This window comes from Companilactobacillus sp. RD055328 (assembly GCF_022835675.1).
Classification (GTDB): domain Bacteria; phylum Bacillota; class Bacilli; order Lactobacillales; family Lactobacillaceae; genus BQUT01.
Map to the genome: position 1 here is coordinate 65256 of NZ_BQUT01000001.1, position 20318 is coordinate 85573.

Consider the following 20318-nt stretch of genomic DNA (forward strand, 5'->3'; position numbering starts at 1 on the left):
AATCTAGTAAATCTTCAGTTTTGATACTTCCAAGATTAATTATTCATGTTTCAATTGGAAATCATTATCTAATATATAACCATTATGGCATTGATTTGTCGAACGCTCAAGGAAGAGCACATCAATATTACTTAGCGAAATATACTCTATTACTGATTCCAATTCTTCTTTTGTTAAGAAACTACACAAATTTGTAAAAATAAGAATTTTTTTCTTCGATAAATATTGAAATGATTTAATAATACTAATTATTTTGTCATAAAAAGTATCATTTTTTTCGTCAATTTTTACTCCTAGAACACTTAAAAGTTCAGATATTGTAATTTCATCATAAATTAAATTCAGCTCATGATCCAACAGCTTCCCACTAATAATATCAGTAATTTGTGATGAGTATCGTTCAATTTCTGACTTAGATTCAAGATCTAAGTTAAATTGTTCTTCAATATCATTGTATATTGTTTTTAGAGTATTGGACGTGTTAACACTATATCCCAACACGTCTGTAACTATTAAGAATTCCGAATTTCTAATGGTATTCATTTTCTCATCATAGAAGACAACTTCATCACTATCGTCATATCTATATACATATGTCAAAAAATTAGTGAATGTTTTAGTGTCTTTTATTGTCAAAAAAGTGGCCGAGTGTATCGGAATTTCAGTATCTATTTGCCAAAATTTAAGATTTATCATTATTATCTCCTAAAAATACAATTCTCGAGTCAGTATTTCCAGGAGAATCATTTATTTTTCCATTCAGATAAATCATTCGTGAAAATTGTTTTTCAGTTACCGTTAAAATTGTGATATTCCCGGATTTAGGATTATTATCTTGTAATCTATTCACCATTGTATTTTTAGCTGTACCATTAAGCAATATTTTACTGTATATCGAATATTGATGCATAATAAAACCTTCGTTGATTAGGAACTTTCGAAATTTTCGATAAGCACGTTGCTCTGAGACTGTGTCAATTGGCATATCAAACATTACTATCATTCTCATAAATCGATAACTCATATCAAAAACTCAGGAATGCTCTGAGTTTCATTATTAAGCACACTCACCATATTCTTGGTGTAGTCACTTATAATATTGTTCAAAAACATGTCCTTGCCATTATATTTATATTGAGTATCAAAAATTTGTAACAACGAAAGTTTAACGTTTTTAAAATCTGTATCACTATTTTCATAAACAATTGCATCAATCAATGGTCTAAAGGGTTCCATAAAATCACTAGCTAGATTAAATTCATTGTATTGATTACTATGTTTCAATCCAAATTGGGTCATACAGCCGGAAGCTACAATTTCACGAGCAAACATACTCATTAATAATGTATATCCATAATCTAGTCCGGCATTAATATCATTATTATCTTGTCGACTAAAATCATTACCAAATAAACTATTAAAATAGATTCTTGCAGCATGGGCTTCAATATTATGTTCATCCCATTCAGACAAGGTTTCATTAAGTTCAATTAATCTATCAAATTTATCTTTTTTGTCCTGAATAAGAAGATGTGTTGCTTGATTAAGAATCTTTTGATGAATAATATTTAACCAAACAGCTAGCTTTTTATTCCCTTCCCAATTAACTTGTTTTCCTAATTGAAGAGAACTATCATGCCTAGAATAATAAGGCATTAGTTTTGCCGTTGGTAATCGTTTATCATCACAAAAAATAACGACAATTTTTTCATCAATCAATCTTTTAATTAACATAGTCGTTATAGCAATATCTGTAGTCTCCAAAATAACCATATCAATTTCTGAAAGATGAATTCTTTCAGTAGTATAAGCATCTCGAAAGATTAAATGATTATTTTGATACGATAATTTCGAGTGCGTATTTATAATCACTACACGCCATCCCATAATTAATCATCAACCCTTGTTCTTGTTTCATGAAGTCCAGTTATGGATTGATCAATGAACGTAATGCCGTCAAGATCTGACTTCCATCCTTTATACCTTTTTCGTTCAATCTTTTTACCAAAGAACTTAAATTCTGCAGGGGCTCCATAAGCATTGAACTTCATTAGTTGAACAAACGAATCACAAACGTCTTTCATATCAGAAAAATCTTGTTGCTCATATGCTTCAACGATTTTTTCTACATTCTTATCTGCCTTAGTATATTCTTTAGCAAATGAAACTACACGATCAAATAATTTATCAAAATCTTTTTTATGTTTATTTACATAGTCATAACTTTCTTTGTGATCAATTTCATCATATAGTTTTGCATGATAAAGCAAGTTATTTAGTGAAGGTTCAAGATACATTTGATTACCTTTTTGTGCCTCATTATCACTAGATACCAGTCTTCTATATCCTTCTTTTGATTCGTACAATTTGAACTTAGGTAAAGTAGTTACAATCTCAAAATCGTTATAACCTAAATCACTTATGAATTTAGATTTATCACTTTCAAATCTTTCAACATTTGGAACAGAAATACCAATCAATGACTTCTTGATCTTGTTTTTCACTACATGTTTAACTACTACTGAATAAGCAATTAAAGGTGAATTATATCCACCATACTTGGCTGTATCTAAGTTGTTTTTTCTTGGTATTAGATTATTAGAATTGCTTCTTGGATAGACTGTTTCATTAGCAAATGCACCTTTTTGAATTTCGACTTTTTTAGTGATATTCATCTGTTTGTTATCTAGAACTTTACGAATTTTATCGAATTCTTGTTCCCTATTCCAAATAACTTCACCAGTTTCATAATCAATTTTCTTATCTCTATTCAACAAGAAGCCCATGATACTGTCCCATTTTTCTTTTTCTGCAGTAGCCTTGTCAGTTCGCGTGTTATCCTTTATGACATCACGATTTAGTTGATAGTAACTCTTTTTAGAATAATCTCCATAAACCAGTTGGGATTTTAGATTAGGAAATACTTTAAGTAACATTAAAGCAATTGCACCATTAAGATAAGCATCGTGAGCATGGTGATAGTCATTGCTTTCTCTTACCTTGTACAAGCCAATTCCACGTCTTAATTGATTAGCAAATGCAGATTTCAACGTAATAACATCAGTTGTTCTTTCTTCTTCAGTGTTGAATCTTTCATCCAAAATTTTAGCGACATGTTTCGTTATTTGTCTAGTTTCTACTAATTGACGGTTCATGAATCCAGCTTTTACGGCATCAGTTAGACCACCTTTTTCAATTAACGTTAAGTTTTTGAGTTTATACCCACTGATTAATCCATGTTTTTGAAGTTGAAGCCAATAAGCACGCATCTTTGTTACAACTTCTTGACTAGGGACATTCTTGCCTTTTTTTCGATTCATTTTAGATGTTGTTAACACACGATTATCCAGTGAATTATCCTGATTAAAACTATATGGAATAATGTGATCTATATCGTAATCAGATAACTGGTTGCAATTTAGAGGTTCACCAGTGTAGATGTCCTTACCATCTTGTAAATAATAAAGAAATAATCGATCAGATTCCAATTTTGAATCTTCAATTGGATTTTCTTTAAGAATATTACTACCTAAGTCTTTAATAGCTTTCTTTAATTTTGAAGCACGTGTTTCTGCTTTATTTTTACCTTGTTGTGTTGTCTGATTTTCGCGAGCCATTTCAATCACAATGTTTGTAGGGTTGTAACCCATTATTCCCACGATTTCATCGACAATCTTCAGACTTTGAAGAATTCCTTTTTTGATTGCAGGACTTCCTGGTAATTCAGATACAATCTCTTCATCACTTTGATTAATGTTGTCTTCTTGCGACTCTTTAATAATTTCTTTGAATGATAATTTGTCATCATTAATCAGTTGCATCAGATTACGATTAATATTGTTTCCGTCACAATCATCATCAACTAAGTAATCTAATATTGTTTTTCCAGTATTTTTATCTCTAATTCCATTAATTAATTTCTCCGAAACTCTACCCCAGCCATTATATTTTTTCATAGCTAGTTTTTTAATTGTTTCTTTATTTAAATTAATGGGTAATTGTTCAAGCTGTTGAACTATCATTTTACGGTCTTCAAAAATAGTCAAAATCTTGACAATTTTTTCAACAAGCATAGATTGTTCTGCATCATCTAATAGTTCTTTCATTTCTTCAATTTTTGCTAAGTCAATATATGTACTGAAACTAGCATTGAAGTTATCTTCAATACCTGCAACATTAGAAATTTCCATTGAATAATAATTTTTGTAAAACTCAATCAATTTTTTCTTGCTGATTTTTTTGTTGGTTTTGAAAAGATGCTCAAAAATAGCCTTCTTTTCTTCTGAGTTAACTCTTTGTACTTGAGAGTTTTCACCTTCATAAGTTACTTTAGTTAATTCATTAAAAATAAGATATTTTTGATATAGCAAACTGTTTTTTGGTAAGACTTTTTCCTTTGGTAAATACAAATCATTATTTGTCATTCTCTCAATGAACTTAGTTGCGGTCTCTTGGGTGTTAACAACTTCTTCAATATTGAATGGAGTTATGGCAGTGTTTTCTTCTCCTTTGTTTCTCACTATCCATGAAAATTCACTTTGTGTATCATTTTTAGCAAGAGGCCCAATATAATATTTCACACGAAAATTAAAAACTTTTTCGATTTCATCTAAATGATTTTTTATCGTTGGATAATAAGCCGCTTGATTGTGTAAAATTTGGTTTAATTCTTCACTATGAATTTGATGTGGTATAACTCCATTATCATAGGTTCTTTGTTTCCTCAAAAAATTCTCTGCTTCAATTTTTCCTAAGAAGTTTTCAATGTTTTTTTGATCTTCACCATTAGTTTCAATATTTTTTAGTACTTTTTTAATATACTTATAAAATTCGGCTTCTTTGTTCTTGAAATTCCCATCAATATATCCTGCATATCCATGGAGTTTTTTGTCTCTAAAAATCTCCTTATAAGTCTTTGGATCTACATTGCTCTTTAGTACTCTTTTTAGCTCTTTTAAGTCAGCTTGATGTTCTTCATATCTTTTAATCATTGATTGTGACAATAGAGCCTTTGTCTTACCTACTTGACTAAAGTCAATAATAGAAGCTAGTACAATTGTATCATGCAACATCTTAGCAGATTCAAAAACATCTAAATAATCATCACCAATAATTGATAATGTTGTATCTAAGTCAGTTTCATATTCATCTTTTGAGAACTTCATTTTAGGTAAATCTGTTGAATCAAAATTCGTATTGAAATTACCCTCATTACCGACAATCATTTTGATTAGTTCACCAAAATTTCCGGTTGATTTTTCATCTTTAAAAAGAGACATAATGTCTTTTGACTTTTGTTGATTTGAGCTAATTTGTTGTGAGATATTTTCAATTTCATTTAATTTTTCTTCAGTTAATTGGATACTAATCGGATTCACGACTGTTCCATCGTCTTCAATGTTGAAGGCATTATCAAAATCACTAACAAACTTAATAAATAATTCTTTAATAGATGTATCGGCTGTTTTAAGCTCTCCTTCTATTAAAAAGTTACCACGATATTTCATAATATGGGCTAAAGCTAAATAAACCAATCTGATATCGGCTTTTTCTTTACTATCTACAAGTTTTTTTCTTAAATGATAAATTGTTGGATAAACGTTATGATATTGTTGATCTTCTTGGTAATTTCCAAATATAGGATGGCGCTCATTACTTTTATCATCAACAACTAAAAAGCTTTCACCTAATCGACTTAAAAAGTTAGGATCAATTGTATTAAGATCTTCGCTCAAATATCTTTGTAATAAATTCAGGCGAAATTTCCTTTTTTCAAGTCTACGTCTATTGGTTCGTTTCTTTCTTCGCTCTTGAGCAGTCTCTGCCGAATCAAAGAGGCGTACACCCCAAAAATTCTTCTTTACTTTTTTTAATGGTGTATTTCCTTGTATTAACATTTTCTTAGAGACTAACGAATAGTCGTTATAAAGAACTCCATAACCAATACTATTAGTACCTTGATCAAGTGTAATTGTATAATGTTTATTCATAAATAATTCTCCTTTTGTAACCCTAGACTAACTAATATAAAGTTAAATGTAAACGCTAAATTTAACTTCGTAAAACAAATACAATCTTTACTATTTTATATTTTTGTAGTATTATTACTTTGTTGGAAGTATTCAAAACAACATAGTAAGTTAAAACAAGGCATAGTCCGTTATCAACCATTATGGTGAACACCGTCTCGGTGTTTTTTTATTTGCAAAAAAAGGCCCTCTCATTAATGAGAAGGCCTTTTAATTTAGCCTGATTTTGGAAGTATTCAAAACAACACAGTACTAAAACTAGACTAACAAACAAAAATACTATAACTGCAATATTAACAGATTTTTTTATTTATCATCTATCCGGATTTAAGAAACACTAAATTCTTATATCTATAAGAGATTACAAAGCACTAATCATCAATCTCAACTTCCATAAAAATAATATTTTATTTCTCTTCACTTTCACTTGCAATAAGTTGTAAGTCACCTTTAATTGTCCATTCCTTGATTTGTGCAGGAATTAGGAAATGATCCCCTTTGTTCAATTCGTAATCAACTCCATCCACAACTAACTTACCAGAACCTGTAATAACTGATGCCAGTGTATATTGTCCTACTCTATGGGACAAACTCAATTCATCTTTTACTAGCCATTCGTATACAGCAAAGAATTTTGACATTGGTGATTGTACAAATGTTGTAATTGTATTTTTACCAATTTCCTCTTTTTTGATATCCAACTTAGGAGCAGTAAAAGGAACTGTTATTGTGTCTTCTGATTGCTTAATATGCAATTCACGCTTTTCACCAGTTGCCTTATCTACACGGTCATAATCGTACATTCTATATGTTGTATCACTACTTTGTTGTGTTTCAAGAACCAAAATTCCTTTGTTCAAAGCATGTACTGTTCCTGATGGAACATAGAAGAAATCACCTTTTTTAACAGGTACATATTTCAATAAGTGATCCCAGTCACCAGACTCCATCATTTCGTTCAACTCTTCATGAGTCTTAGCATTGTGTCCATAAATAAGCTCTGCGCCTTCTTCGGCATCAATGATGTACCAGCATTCTGTCTTTCCTAATTCACCTTTTCCTTCATGTTCAGCGGCGTAGGCATTATCAGGATGCACTTGTACAGATAAACTATCTTCTGCATCCAAAATTTTAGATAATAATGGAAAAACATCCCCTTTAGCATTACCAAATACTTCGCGGTGTTCATTCCAAAGATCCCCTAATTGTGTTCCGGCAAATTCACCATTAATGACAGTACTTTGCCCATGTCTGTGACCAGAAATAGCCCAACATTCACCGATGTCGCCATCTGGTAAATCATAATCAAAAATTTCTTCTAGCTTACGTCCGCCCCAGATCTTAGGTTGAAAATATGGTTTCAAGAATAATGGTTCCACAGTAATTACCTCTTATCGATTAGTATAACTAATATTTTATCATTGTATGCGGATACAACAACTGTTTTCAATCAAAAAAAGATGCCATTTGGCATCTTTTTTATTTAATCTCAATTTTTATTTTGCTTTTTTCACTGCTCTTGATTGCAAGATAATTAATAGAGTTGCACCAACAGCAACACCAATTGCAATTGATAATAAGAATAGTCCAAGATTATTTGTAGCTCCTAGTACACCAACGATTGGTCCACCATGAGGCACAACATCTGTAATTTTGAAGATAGCTCCCATAATTCCGGCAACGGCACTACCAATCATGATACTTGGAAATACACGTTTTGGATTAGCAGCAGCAAATGGAATTGCTCCTTCAGTAATACCAATTAATCCCATTAAGATAGCTGGAATTGATGCTGAAGATTCTTCTTCACTAAACAATTTACCACGTACAGATGCAGCCACACCAACAGTCAATGGTGGTACAGCAACACAACATGCAACGATTCCCATGATTTGTGGTGCATTGGCAGTGATTGAAGCAACACCGAATAGGAAGGCAATTTTATTAATTGGGCCACCCATATCTGAAGCAACCATGACACCAATAATAGCTCCAAGAATAATACTTGTTGATGGGTTCTTAGCAAGTGCTGTAAGCATGTCTTGTAGAGCTGTCATCAGCCATGAAATTGGACCACCTAGTAAGAAGACAAACAATCCTGAAAGAATTGCTGTTCCTAGTAGTGGAATAACAAAGATAGGCATAACTGGACGCAAGTCCTTTGGTACTTTCCAACTATTCATCCATTTAACTAAATATCCACCAGCAAAACCGATAAGAATAGCACCTAAGAAACCAGTACCAGCTTTTGTTCCCAAAATATCTGGTGAGTTAGCTACCATAGCTGAAATCATAACTGGAGCTAAAGCAGCACGTCCGGCAATAGCGTCACCAATGTAACCAGCCAAAATAGGAATCATTAATGTGAATCCGAAGACACCAATAGCATTCATCTTAGACCAGATTGTTCCATCTGGAATTACCATACCTTGAGCTGTAGCGTGTCCGCCAATAGCAATTGATAAAGCAATGAATAGTCCACCAACAACAACGAATGGAATCATATGTGATACACCATTCAATAATTGTTTAACTGCTGGTTTTTGACCACCTGATTTTTGTGCAGGATCTTTACTTTCGTTAGCAACTTGTTTGCCATCACCTTGATAAACAGGTGTGTCCTTAATGCGATTAATTAGTTCTTCAGAGTCTTTAATAGCTGAAGGTGTGTCACCAAAAATAACCTTCTTACCAACAAAACGTTCCATACCTTCTACGGCAACGTCAGCAGCAAAGACAACAAATTCAGCATTTTTAATATCTTCAGCTGTCAATTCATCTTCTGTTCCTGAAGCACCTTGTGTTTCAATTTTCACTTTGTCATAACCCATTTTTTTAGCAGCTTGCTCAAGTTTTTCAGCAGCCATATATGTATGAGCAATACCAACGGGGCATTTTGTTACTCCGACAATACTTTTTGTCATAATATTTCTCCTTATTTGTTTACAATCTCAGCAATCATGTTAAAGAGTGCATTTTGGTCGTGTTTGTTTTCATGTAGTTCACTTACAAATTCTTCATTCATTAATTTTCTTGATAGCATTGACAATAATTTAAGATGATCTTGATTACCATTACCATTAGGTGTTAATAACACTGTAGCAATCTCGATATCTTTACCGTCTAATGATTCCCAAGCAACTGGATTAGCAAAAGTAACTACTCCAATTCGTGCATCATCTAAGTCAGGAACTTGAGTATGAGGAATAGCTATTCCATCTGTAAATCCTGTTGTTCCTTCTTCTTCACGAGCTAATAATCCTGACTCAATTTGACCAGCATCAACATTTAGAACACTTCCTAATTGTTTTGCTATTTGAGCTAGAGCAACGTCTTTTTTTGCTGGATTGACATCCATGTCAATCAAAACACAATCTTTTAATAAAACTTCATTTGCCATTACTTTTCTCCAGTTATTATGTTTAAAATTTCAGTGGTACTTTGGGCATTTTCAAGTTCATATATTTTTTCTTTGTCATCAATTATTTCATTCAGATAATGATATATTTTTCGAATATATGGACTTACTTGATCATTCATCCCCATAAAGAATACAATTTTTACATTTTCCGTCATCCAAGAAATACCATTCTTTGCTACCATTACAGCTATGAATGGTTTTTTTATGAATTTCGTATCTGCATGTGGCAAAGCAATTTTTTCAACTGCTGTACTAGAAACCTGCTCTCGATTCATCGCAGATTCTTCAATTCCAATATTCGCATAACTATTGTTTATGGATTCCCTAGTTAATTTGCTTATTGCTTGAGCATAACCAAGCTTTTCTTCTTCAATAATAATTAAGTTTGTATCAAATAATTCCGTGAAATAATCAAATGATTCATTTTGAGAATTGATGTTTTGAATCACTTTTTTTATTTTTTCTTTGTCTTTATCCGTTAGAAATGGAGAAACAATTACACAGGGCTTTTCAATATTTGTTAATGGAATAGTTGAAATAATTAAATCTTCATTGATATTCGAATTATTAACTTCATGACTTCTTAGAACACGTTCAACATTAATTGCATTTCTCATGTTTTGATTAATTTTTTCTTCTAGCAATCTAGAAGTACCAATTCCCGTGTTACAAACAATTACTGCACTAACTGGAGCATCAGGTGTACGTCGTCGTTCAAAATATGATTCAAAATGTAGCGCTGTAAAAGCCACTTCATCTTCGTTTAACTTAATTTGTAATCTTTGTTCTAACTTAGTAATCAAATTCAATGCTTCTTCAAATGATAACGGAAATTTTATTTTTATTTGTTCTGTATATGGATTATTAATATTCATCCCAAATTTAGCTCTGCGCAATGAACCTGACAAGTGCTGATACAATCCTTCAATTAGCTGTTCATCGAAATCATTAGATAATATTTTTTTGATATCATCTTTCAAATTCAAGAAATCATCATCATGATTGATTTCTTTATGATTTTCCAACTTAATTAATATAATAAAATTATTTAAATAAATAAGTTGTTCAACATTTAATTGATAATTAAATGCCTTGTTAAAATCATGACTTAATTCAATAGTCTCATTTTCTAGTGGTGTTGGCGACTTATCGTAACTGCTCTTACTAGATAATGAAAGTTGTAAAATAAGATAAATTATAAGGGTTTCATATTCATAATCAGTCAGATTATACGAATGTTGTGAAATAAACACATCAACAATTTTGAAGACTTTTTTGGTTTCACTTTGCTTAAAATAACTGTCCAAAATTGGTGGAAACAACACGTTTTCATGACTACTAGTCATAAGCTTATTACCCCAGAATTGATGTATTACATCAATTAAAAATGGATATTTAATTTTATCTGGCAAAACAACACTCAACGAACCATTATTGGTTACCAGCTGTCCTCCATTTTCGGCAATAAAACTTCGTACTTTTGTTAGATCAGATTCAATAGTTCGCCGACTGACATATAGTTGCTCACTCAATTGCGATATTGATACTCTACTCTTATTAAAAATCAGTGTAGCAATGATAAACATTTGTCGATCTTCTGGAGTATCCGGCACAACATTATCTGCATTTTCATTAAAGACAGTATTCAACTTATCTAAATCACCTTCAAAGCGAATGCCTATTGAGCGATCACGTTTCAACTGAATATTAATATCGTAGTTGTCTATTCTTTCAGTTAGCTGATTGAGATATTTGGTCACAGTTGGTCTTGATATTTTGAATTCTTTAACTAAATCAGAGTAATGAACACATTCATTTTCCAGAATATATTGTGCCATTTTCAACTCAGTTTTCGGCAATGTCATTTTCAACCCCCTTTCTATGAAATCCCTTACATTAAAATCATAACATTCATTTTTATTTGTGCATGCAGACAAGTTTAGTACTTAATAGTAAAAAAATTGCGGAGAAAATCTTAATTCAAATCAAAAAGCTAGTGGATAATTCATATCCTACTAGCTTTTTAAATATTTTTATTCTTCAAAATTATCCAAGAAATATATTAATGTTTGTAATTCATTAGCTAAATCAACATTGTGTACCCGTACATCGTCTTCAACAGTCAATCTAACTGGAGTAAAGTTAAGAATTCCTTTCACTCCTGCAGCAGTTAATTCATTAGCTGTTTTTTGGGCTACTGAAGCTGGAACCGACAAAATAATGACATCAATTTGTTGTAATTGTAATTGTTTTACCACTTCACTCATTTTATATACAGGAACGCCACTTTGAACTGTATCCACAATCTGGGGATCAATATCAAAAGCTGCCGCAATTCTCACATTATTAGTTTGTGAAAAATTATAATTTAACAATGCATGACCCAAGTTACCAACACCAATCAAAGCTACATTAGTACGTCGATCTTGATTAAGTAGCTTCTTGAAGAATGCCAATAATTCTACAACATCATATCCATATCCTCGTTTACCCAAGGTCCCAAAATATGAAAAATCTCGTCTAATTGTTGCACTATCAATCTTCGTAGCATCCGCCAATTCAGATGAAGATACCTTATTAGTCTCAGAATCCCTCAAAAATTGGAAATATCGATAGTATAATGGCAATCTTCTAATTGTAGCCTTTGGTATTTTTTTATCCATAACTTCCCCCTGCTTGTTAAACTCTTCACTATTATCCCTCTCTATCTTATATAACCAACCCTAAAAATACAATATAGATTACTAACTTTGTGAATTGATGTTAAAATATATTTACTTACATTACTCAGGAGAAAAAATTTGATTCTATTACAAGCCACTAAAGTCGCCCGTTTCTTCGGTGTCGATAAACTATTTTCTAATATAACTTTTTCTATTCAAGAAAATTCACGAATTGGCTTGGTCGGACGAAACGGTGCAGGTAAATCTACCTTACTAAAAATCATTAACGGGCAAAATCCACCTGATGAAGGTGAAATAAGTACGCGTAAAAACCTATCAATCGGTTATCAAGAACAATCTTCTGGCTTAAATTCTGACAATACAATTTATGCTGAAATGCTTACAGTCTTTAAAGACTTGCAAGATCAAGAAAAAGAACTTCGAAATATGGAAGCTCAAATGGCTTCTGCTGATCCTGATTTATTAAAACGTTATGACCAACTACAAAATGACTTTAAGAACAACAATGGTTATGGTTACGAAGCAGAAATTCGTTCCGTTCTAGCTGGTTTCTCGTTTCCTGAAGAGACACACAACAAACAAATTTCTACACTTTCAGGTGGCGAGAAATCTCGTTTAGTTTTAGCCAAATTACTATTAGAACATCATGATTTATTGTTACTCGATGAACCTACTAACCATTTAGATATTCAAACGCTTGAATGGCTTGAAGGTTACCTACGTGGTTATGATGGTGCTCTTCTAATTGTTTCTCATGATCAATATTTCTTAGATCAGGTAGTTAATGAAATCGTTGAAATCGATCATCACAGTTCTACTCATTATTCAGGTAATTATACTTTTTATTTAAAAGAAAAGAAGAAAAACCAAGAACTAGCTTGGAAAAATTATACTAAACAACAAGAAGAAATAAAAAAACTCCAAGAATTCGTTGATAAGAACATTGCTCGTGCTTCTACTACTAAACAAGCACAAAGCCGTCGCAAACAATTAGAAAAGATGGATGTCCTCGAGAAACCTTTAGGTGAAGCTGGTAGTGCAAGGTTCCGCTTCACTGCCGATAAGCAAAGTGGTAAAGAAGTTCTGCAAGTTAAAGATTTATCAATCGGTTACGATGAAGCAAATGTCATGGCTGATCCAATCAACTTTGAAGTCATGAAAGATGAACGTATCGGTATTATTGGTCAAAATGGTGTTGGTAAATCAACTCTACTTAAGACTATTCTAGAGATAATTCCAGCACTTAGAGGTGAAGTTCATTTCGGTACTAATGTCCAAACTGGTTATTACGATCAAAACATTCAAAATCTTGATAACAAGAAAACAGTTTTTTCACAAATTCATGATGAACATCCCTTAATGACTGAAGGAGAAGTGAGAAGCATTCTAGGCTCATTCTTATTCAGAGGTGATGATGTAACTAAGTCTGTTACTTCATTGTCAGGTGGCGAACGTGCTCGTCTATTATTAACCAAATTAAATATGGAGCACGATAATTTCTTGATTATGGATGAGCCCACTAACCACTTAGATATTGATAGTAAAGAAGTCTTAGAAGATGCTCTAATTGAGTTCAATGGGACTGTCTTATTTGTTTCTCATGACCGTTACTTACTTAATACAGTAGCAACAAAAATCATTGAAATCACACCTGAAGGTAGCATTGCATATCTTGGTGATTATGATTACTACATTGATAAGAAACGTGAAAATCAATTAATACAAGATGAAGAAAATTCAGATGAACCAGTTATTAAAAATATCAGTGAGAAAAAATTATCATACGAACAGAGTAAAGAACAACAAAAAGAAATCCGTAAAGTCCAACGTGTAGTTGATGAATTAGAAGCAATTATTGATGAAAAAGAAACCAGAATTAGTGAAATCAATAAATTAATGTTTGATGAATACCTCGTTAATGATTACGAAAAAATGTCAAACTTACAAAAAGAACTTGATCAATTACAAGCAGAACTTCCAGACATTGAATTACAATGGACTGAAAAAAGTGAAGAACTTGAAGAATTACAATAAAAAAGACAGCCAACGGCTGTCTTTTTGTTTTATTCAAAATCTAAACTTGGATCGGCATTTAAGTCTAATCCAGCAAAATTACCTTGATCGTATTCAATCTGAGCAGCAGCACCTATCATCGCTGCATTATCTCCACATAATCGTAAAGGTGGCACGATTAATTCAAGATCTAATTTACGTTTAATAATTTCTTCTTCAAAGCGTTTCTTTAATCCTGAATTAGCAGCGACTCCACCTGCTACAACAAGTTGTTTAACCTTATGATTCTCTAATGCTCTAAAAGTTTTTTCGGTTAAAATATCAACTACACATTCCTGAAAACTTGTAGCTAAATCATTCTTATCTAACTCTTCACCAATTTGATCAGCATGATGCATTGTATTGATGAATGCACTCTTTAATCCACTAAAACTAAAATCAAGATTATCTTCTTTTAACATTGCACGTGGGAAATCAAATGTATCGTTACCTAATTGTGCCATTTCATCAATTTGCTTACCTGCTGGATAAGGCAATCCGATTACTCGTCCGACCTTGTCAAAAGCTTCTCCGACAGCATCATCTCTTGTATCACCTAATCGTTCAAATTCTCCAGGATTATTCACCATAACAATCTCAGTATGGCCTCCTGAAACAATTAACGCCATGAATGGATATTCTAATTCCGCCACTAAGTTGGCAGCATAGATATGACCTGACAAATGGTTAACTTTAATAAGTGGTAAATTATGCGCAAAAGCTACACTCTTAGCAGCCATAATTCCAATTAACAATGACCCGACTAATCCTGGGCCATATGTAACTGCCACTGCATCTAAGTCATCATAGCTAACTTTAGCTTCATCTAGCGCTAATTGAATACAAGCAGTTACCTGTTCAACATGATGACGGCTAGCTACTTCTGGCACCACTCCACCAAAACGTTGATGACTCTTGATTTGCGTAGCAATAATATTCGATAAGATTTCTTTACCATTTTTGATAACTGCAACACTTGTTTCATCACAGCTAGATTCAAAAGCTAAAATTATTGTATCTTTCAAATTTCTCTCCTACTTATTAATATGTTTACACAACTCTAAACCGTCATGGCCATTATCATAATAATTCTTGATAGATTTTGTCTCGTAAAATCCTAATGATTTGTAAAGCTTAATTGCTCGTGTATTTTGCGCATCTACTTCCAAAGTTAACTTAGAAAAATCAGCTTCACGAACTAGTTTAAAACAAATATCTAATAACAAATGTCCTAATCCCTTATTTTGAAAACTAGGTAATACACTAATATTTGTTATGTGTGCTTCTTGAATATTCTTAGTTGAAATACCCAGAATTGCAATAATTTGGTCGTTTGTTTTAACCAGTAAATATATATGACTTCTTCTTGTTAATTCGTACATATACGTTTGACGTGTCCACGGTTGATAATCCAAATACACCGCAGATTGCAATGTCATCACTTCATCCAAATCATGAATTGAAGCTGTTGTTATATCTAAACTTAAACCATCATGTATTAGATGCATATCTGTAAAAAGAAATGGTCGCAAGAATAGTTTTTTAAACTCTTTGAACATAATCTTTTCCTGAAGTTTCACCAGTCTTTAGCCAATCATACTCTGCTTTTGTATATCTAAGATATTTAGGAATGAACGCATCAATATCAGTCACCGGATTAATTGATTTTGCTAGTTTAACTAAATTATGAGCATTTGGAATATATTCTGATGAGAATTGAGCATCTAAATTATCACTTTTTGTCGTTAATTCTTCTATTGGAGTTCCTACAAACATTACCGGACGTTTTAGACTCTCAAGTTGTGTAATTAAATCGTCAATTACATAATGTCCATCAGGTAAAACCTCAATTAACTCTTCTGATTTAAGCTCATAAGCACCCGCAAATACATTGCTTCTTCTCGCATCGAAATACGGAACAATAAGACCTTCAAATTCAGTAATATTGGCAGCAATTAGTTGTAAGCTTGAAACACCTTTAAGTTGTTTATTAAGGGTATATGCTAGAGTCTTTGCTGTAGTGACCGCAATTCTCACACCAGTAAATGATCCCGGTCCTTGAGCAACAACAATTTCATCAATATCTGTTATTGATAAATTGGCATCTTGCAATGTCTTTTCAATTGCAGGTAACAAAGTTACGCTATGTGTCTTTTTCTCATCACTAAAAAAAGACGCCAATTGTTGGCCATCTTGATCTACTGATACCGATAATGATGTATTTGAAGTGTCAAAAGCTAATGTTTTCATATATGTGAGTCCTATATTTTTTCTATATATTATTTTATCATTTTTTCAAATCTAAAGTAGTATTACACTTCATTAATTCTCACGATACTTCGGCCTAAATGCTTACCTTCTTTTAGTGAATTTAATGTATCTGACAATTCATTGAAACTTACTTCATTAAATAATAGTGAATCTGCTACATCCCAATCATCTGATAATTTATTCCAAACTGATAATCTTATTTCATTTGAAACATTTACCGAATCAATTCCTAATAAATTAATTCCACGAAGAATAAATGGCAACACAGTTGTATCTAGCTTATTACCACCAGCGTTCCCACACAAAGAAACACTTCCTTGATATGAAACATAAGGTAATAGCTTAGAAATCAATTCTCCACCAACCGTATCCAAAATATAATCAAATTTTTCTTCAGCTAATAACTTCTTTGAGAAGTCAAAATCTTCCAATAAAATAACATTATTGGCGCCTAATTTTTTGGCTACTTCTATTTGTTTTGTCTTTCTAACAATGGCAGTAATATTTGTATAACCTATCTTGGATAATATTTGTAAAGAAATGCTGCCAACTCCACCCGTGGCACCAGTAACAAGTATTCTGGAATTCAAATTATCTTTCATGCCATTTTTTTCTAATTCATTAATTGATAACGCAGCTGTGAATCCAGCAGTTCCATATACCATTGCGTTTTTTAATGTTAACTTATCCGGTAATGGAATCACCCAAGATGAAGGAACTTTGGCATATTCAGAGAATCCGCCAGTTTTTGTCATTCCCATTTTATATCCAGTTACTAATACTTTTTGACCAACACTGAATTTTGGATCTTCAGACTTAACGATTTCTCCGCTCAGATCAATTCCTGGTATCATTGGATAATTTCTAACAACTCCACCTTTAGCTTGAACGGCAAGCATATCTTTATAATTGACTGAAGAATACATGACTTTGATTAAGACATTCCCTTCAGACAACATATCCTCATTAATTTGTTCTATTTGATGTGTTATTTTTGATTCGTTTTCTCTTACTACTAAAGCTTTAAATTCATTCATTTTGATATCTCTTTTCATCAATCACGTGTTCATTCTAAAATAACATATCTCAATTAAATTCTAACTAATAATTACTTATTTTTTTGCAATAAAAAAAGAGCCGAAGCTCTTTACTTAATTCTTCTAAACTTGGAACGGTCAACCCAACCAAGGACTAACCATATTACAATTGATTGAAAGATGACTGTTAATACTTCCTTGATCAACCGTGGAGCAAGTAACTTCCAGAAAGAGAAGTTCATCATCATGCTTATCCACAAGGTATTCATCAATGTATTAACTATTACAACAACAATCACTGTGACTAATAAAGCACGCCAATAAGTAATTTTTTTCTCATGTAATACTAGTCCATAAATCAACCCAGCGACTAGCGCTGATAATGTGAATCCCCAAAAGAATCCACTTGGATCTGGAAAAATTACATGAGTAACAATATCACTTACTACACCAACAATTGCTCCTGTAATCGGTCCATAATAATAACCGATTAACGCCGTGGCGATAAATCCAAAACCAAACTTCACAAAGTTTGGCCCTACTTCTAAACGACCCAATATCATCTGCAATGCAATTAATGCACTAAGCCATGTCAATTCTCGTACGAGAAGGGCATTTCCTTTTGCTTCATTGTTCATCACCGACACCTCCTGTTAAGAGCTGCCACAAATAACGTGGCGAATGCGGAACTAAGGTCGCGAGTCATCTCTTCGTCCGGTGTTCACATTCCGTTCCACCAGCACTTGACGCCTTAATTCCTACTCCATTATTTTGAAACAAACTCATCATACCACAACCAAATACGAACGATATTATTTGTGCTTAATTTAAATAAAAAAAGCAAATCAATTGATTTGCTTTTTAATACTATTGCCATTTAATCATAGCTTCCATATTATTCTTATCACCATTTTGAATACGGTGATATGAAATATCATCCTCTAATTTCATGTATGAAGAAGGATTATCTCCATAAGTGAGTTCTTGTTCATATTTAATATCTAAAGTTTTTACTTGATGCGTCTTCAAAAAGTCCATTTCCATATTATCTAAAATCCAATCGAAATAATATGAATTATTAACATGTTGATTAATATCAATATTGTAGTATCCAATATGAATTTTTTGTTCATTATCTTTGAAATCAGTCTTTTTTAATCTCGGGAATTTTTCTGGACGAGCAACTTTTTCAGATCCCAACTTATTCATATATTCATCTTTTACTTTTGCAATTGAACGATCTTTAATATCGATTAAAACAAAGATGCTTTCAATTTTCACCAAGACATTATCATCCATATCTTTAATCCAAAAATCACGATAACAAAAGAACTTATTGTAACTCTTAGCTTGCGTCGAAATCTTGATTTGCTCATTAATCTTAGGCATCTTAGTTATATCGATGTGATATTGTGTGACGACCCAACCAAACCCATTAGTAAGCATACTTTCACCATCAAGGTTTAGTTTTACTAATTGATTTTCTGATACTAAAAGTACTGAATTAAGTAACGCTGATAGACTCATTTCGCCATTACTATTTGTAAAAAAGAAAGGAACGTTATGGACTTCTTCATAGATATCCGCTGTCATCTTCTTACCTTCATTCTATAATTCATGATAAATATCATAAATTTCATTTTTGGGACGTTGTATTAGTAATGCTACTTCTTTAATTGCTTCTTTAGGTTTTTGCCCATCATCAATTAATTGCTGTACACGTAGCTTAATCTGCTCGTCTGTTAGTTCCATTATTGATGTATCATCCTTGCCTGAAATCATTATAACAAACTCACCTTTAGGCTCATGCTCCATAAACCAGGACTCAACTTCTTCAATACTACCACGGACAAATGCTTCATGTATCTTAGTCAATTCACGTGCGGTAACGATTTGTCGATTTGAACCCATGATTTCTTTAAGGTCGACTAATGTCTTCAATACTCGAAACGGTGATTCATAAATAATTGAAGTTTCACTTCGATTAGATAAATCAGTTATTTCTTCAGTTCTTTGTTTACCTTTTCGTGCTAAGAATCCATAAAAATAAAAAGGTTGAGGAACAAGTCCAGAAGCAATTAAGGCAGTTGTTGAGGCTGTTGCTCCAGGTAATGGTACTACAGCAATACCAGCCTCAATTGCTGCTTGCACAAGTTCTTTACCTGGGTCACTAATACTAGGTGTACCCGCATCTGATACTTGGGCAATCTTCATACCCGCTTGCATTTTATTAATTAACTCAGGAATTTTTTCAGCTTTATTATGTTCATGAAAACTTGTCTGCTTAGTTGATACTTCAAAATGACTGAGAAGAATTCCCGTATTCCTTGTATCTTCAGCGGCAATTAAATCTACTTCTTTGAGTGTATTAATTGCTCGAATTGTCATATCTTCAAGATTACCGATAGGTGTCGGCACTAAAAAAAGAGAACCTAATGAATTATCTTGAAAACTTTTTTGTTCATTCATTTATTGATCCTCAATTCGCTTTTGATTTATTATCAGTATCATTTAGAATTCCAAGACAAAATGCACATCCCTCGGCTTCATTTCTGTGTGCGCCATACATTGGGCGACAAATATGATACCCCTTATTATAAAGTTTCACCAAATTTTGATGAGCATTAGTTACATTAGTCTTTTTACTATTAGTCGTATCCGCATCTAATCTATTACGGAGATTTTCGTTTTCAATTTTTAATTCCGCGTTTTCAATCAATAATGCAGAAATACTATCTTTCATTTCTTGCAGTTTCTTACTCAAGTCTTGTGATTGCTGAACTAATTGATCAAATTTTTGGAACTCATCTTTTTGTGCCATAAA

General features: G+C 32.4%; 18 protein-coding genes and 1 riboswitch. Of the genes, 1 reads left to right on the plus strand and 17 read right to left on the minus strand.

Annotation, left to right across the window (positions count from 1 at the left end; all coding sequences use genetic code 11):
- Positions 1–39: 39 nt before the first annotated feature.
- From csn2 to RD055328_RS00335, 9 genes are all read right to left on the minus strand, one after another.
- The gene (gene csn2 / locus RD055328_RS00295; RefSeq protein ID WP_244086837.1) at positions 40–696 is read right to left on the minus strand and encodes a type II-A CRISPR-associated protein Csn2; all 657 of its coding nucleotides are present in this window, start codon (positions 694–696) and stop codon (positions 40–42) included.
- Positions 683–1024, minus strand: a complete 342-nt coding sequence (cas2, locus tag RD055328_RS00300) for a CRISPR-associated endonuclease Cas2 (protein ID WP_244086838.1) — start codon at positions 1022–1024, stop codon at positions 683–685. The genes csn2 and cas2 overlap by 14 nt, the downstream gene beginning before the upstream one ends.
- Positions 1021–1890, minus strand: coding sequence for a type II CRISPR-associated endonuclease Cas1 (gene cas1, locus RD055328_RS00305; RefSeq protein ID WP_244087142.1), 870 nt, complete (start codon positions 1888–1890; stop codon positions 1021–1023). The genes cas2 and cas1 overlap by 4 nt, the downstream gene beginning before the upstream one ends.
- Positions 1890–5990: a type II CRISPR RNA-guided endonuclease Cas9 gene (gene cas9 / locus RD055328_RS00310; protein WP_244086839.1), complete on the minus strand. Its 4101-nt coding sequence runs from the start codon at positions 5988–5990 to the stop codon at positions 1890–1892. Before cas9 ends, cas1 begins: the two co-directional genes overlap by 1 nt.
- A 446-nt stretch (positions 5991–6436) precedes the next feature.
- Positions 6437–7408, minus strand: a complete 972-nt coding sequence (gene manA, locus RD055328_RS00315) for a mannose-6-phosphate isomerase, class I (RefSeq protein ID WP_244086840.1) — start codon at positions 7406–7408, stop codon at positions 6437–6439.
- A gap of 117 nt (positions 7409–7525) precedes the next feature.
- A complete protein-coding gene (locus RD055328_RS00320; protein WP_244086841.1) occupies positions 7526–8953 on the minus strand; it encodes a PTS fructose transporter subunit IIC in 1428 nt (475 codons plus the stop codon).
- Between the two features lie 11 nt (positions 8954–8964).
- Positions 8965–9429 (minus strand): PTS sugar transporter subunit IIA, encoded by a 465-nt coding sequence (locus tag RD055328_RS00325; RefSeq protein WP_244086842.1) that lies wholly within the window; start codon positions 9427–9429, stop codon positions 8965–8967.
- Positions 9429–11315: a transcription antiterminator gene (locus RD055328_RS00330; RefSeq protein ID WP_244086843.1), complete on the minus strand. Its 1887-nt coding sequence runs from the start codon at positions 11313–11315 to the stop codon at positions 9429–9431. Before RD055328_RS00330 ends, RD055328_RS00325 begins: the two co-directional genes overlap by 1 nt.
- 168 nt (positions 11316–11483) lie before the next feature.
- On the minus strand, positions 11484–12113 hold the full coding sequence (locus RD055328_RS00335; protein ID WP_244086844.1) for a redox-sensing transcriptional repressor Rex: 630 nt from the start codon (positions 12111–12113) through the stop codon (positions 11484–11486).
- A gap of 138 nt (positions 12114–12251) precedes the next feature.
- On the opposite strand from RD055328_RS00335, the gene RD055328_RS00340 reads away from it, so the two are divergent.
- Positions 12252–14168 carry an ABC-F family ATP-binding cassette domain-containing protein gene (locus tag RD055328_RS00340; RefSeq protein ID WP_244086845.1) on the plus strand — a complete coding sequence of 639 codons (1917 nt, stop codon included), beginning with the start codon at positions 12252–12254 and terminating at the stop codon, positions 14166–14168.
- 29 nt (positions 14169–14197) lie between these two features.
- Here the strand turns inward: RD055328_RS00340 and tsaD are convergent, their stop codons facing one another.
- From tsaD to RD055328_RS00380, 8 genes are all read right to left on the minus strand, one after another.
- On the minus strand, positions 14198–15211 hold the full coding sequence (gene tsaD / locus RD055328_RS00345; protein WP_244086846.1) for a tRNA (adenosine(37)-N6)-threonylcarbamoyltransferase complex transferase subunit TsaD: 1014 nt from the start codon (positions 15209–15211) through the stop codon (positions 14198–14200).
- Positions 15212–15220: 9 nt separating this feature from the next.
- Positions 15221–15745: a ribosomal protein S18-alanine N-acetyltransferase gene (gene rimI, locus RD055328_RS00350; protein WP_244086847.1), complete on the minus strand. Its 525-nt coding sequence runs from the start codon at positions 15743–15745 to the stop codon at positions 15221–15223.
- A complete protein-coding gene (gene tsaB, locus RD055328_RS00355) occupies positions 15729–16436 on the minus strand; it encodes a tRNA (adenosine(37)-N6)-threonylcarbamoyltransferase complex dimerization subunit type 1 TsaB (protein WP_244086848.1) in 708 nt (235 codons plus the stop codon). Before tsaB ends, rimI begins: the two co-directional genes overlap by 17 nt.
- A 62-nt stretch (positions 16437–16498) precedes the next feature.
- A complete protein-coding gene (locus tag RD055328_RS00360; RefSeq protein ID WP_244086849.1) occupies positions 16499–17494 on the minus strand; it encodes a YhdH/YhfP family quinone oxidoreductase in 996 nt (331 codons plus the stop codon).
- Positions 17495–17604: 110 nt separating this feature from the next.
- Complete coding sequence (locus RD055328_RS00365; RefSeq protein WP_244086850.1) at positions 17605–18132, minus strand: folate family ECF transporter S component; 528 nt, start codon at positions 18130–18132, stop codon at positions 17605–17607.
- Positions 18133–18167: 35 nt separating this feature from the next.
- Positions 18168–18262, minus strand: a riboswitch (THF riboswitch).
- Positions 18263–18361: 99 nt separating this feature from the next.
- Positions 18362–19087, minus strand: a complete 726-nt coding sequence (locus tag RD055328_RS00370) for an acyl-[acyl-carrier-protein] thioesterase (protein ID WP_244086851.1) — start codon at positions 19085–19087, stop codon at positions 18362–18364.
- Between the two features lie 15 nt (positions 19088–19102).
- Positions 19103–19963: a 16S rRNA (cytidine(1402)-2'-O)-methyltransferase gene (gene rsmI, locus RD055328_RS00375; protein WP_244086852.1), complete on the minus strand. Its 861-nt coding sequence runs from the start codon at positions 19961–19963 to the stop codon at positions 19103–19105.
- A 10-nt stretch (positions 19964–19973) separates the two neighbouring features.
- The gene (locus RD055328_RS00380; RefSeq protein ID WP_244086853.1) at positions 19974–20315 is read right to left on the minus strand and encodes a DNA replication initiation control protein YabA; all 342 of its coding nucleotides are present in this window, start codon (positions 20313–20315) and stop codon (positions 19974–19976) included.
- Positions 20316–20318: the final 3 nt, after the last annotated feature.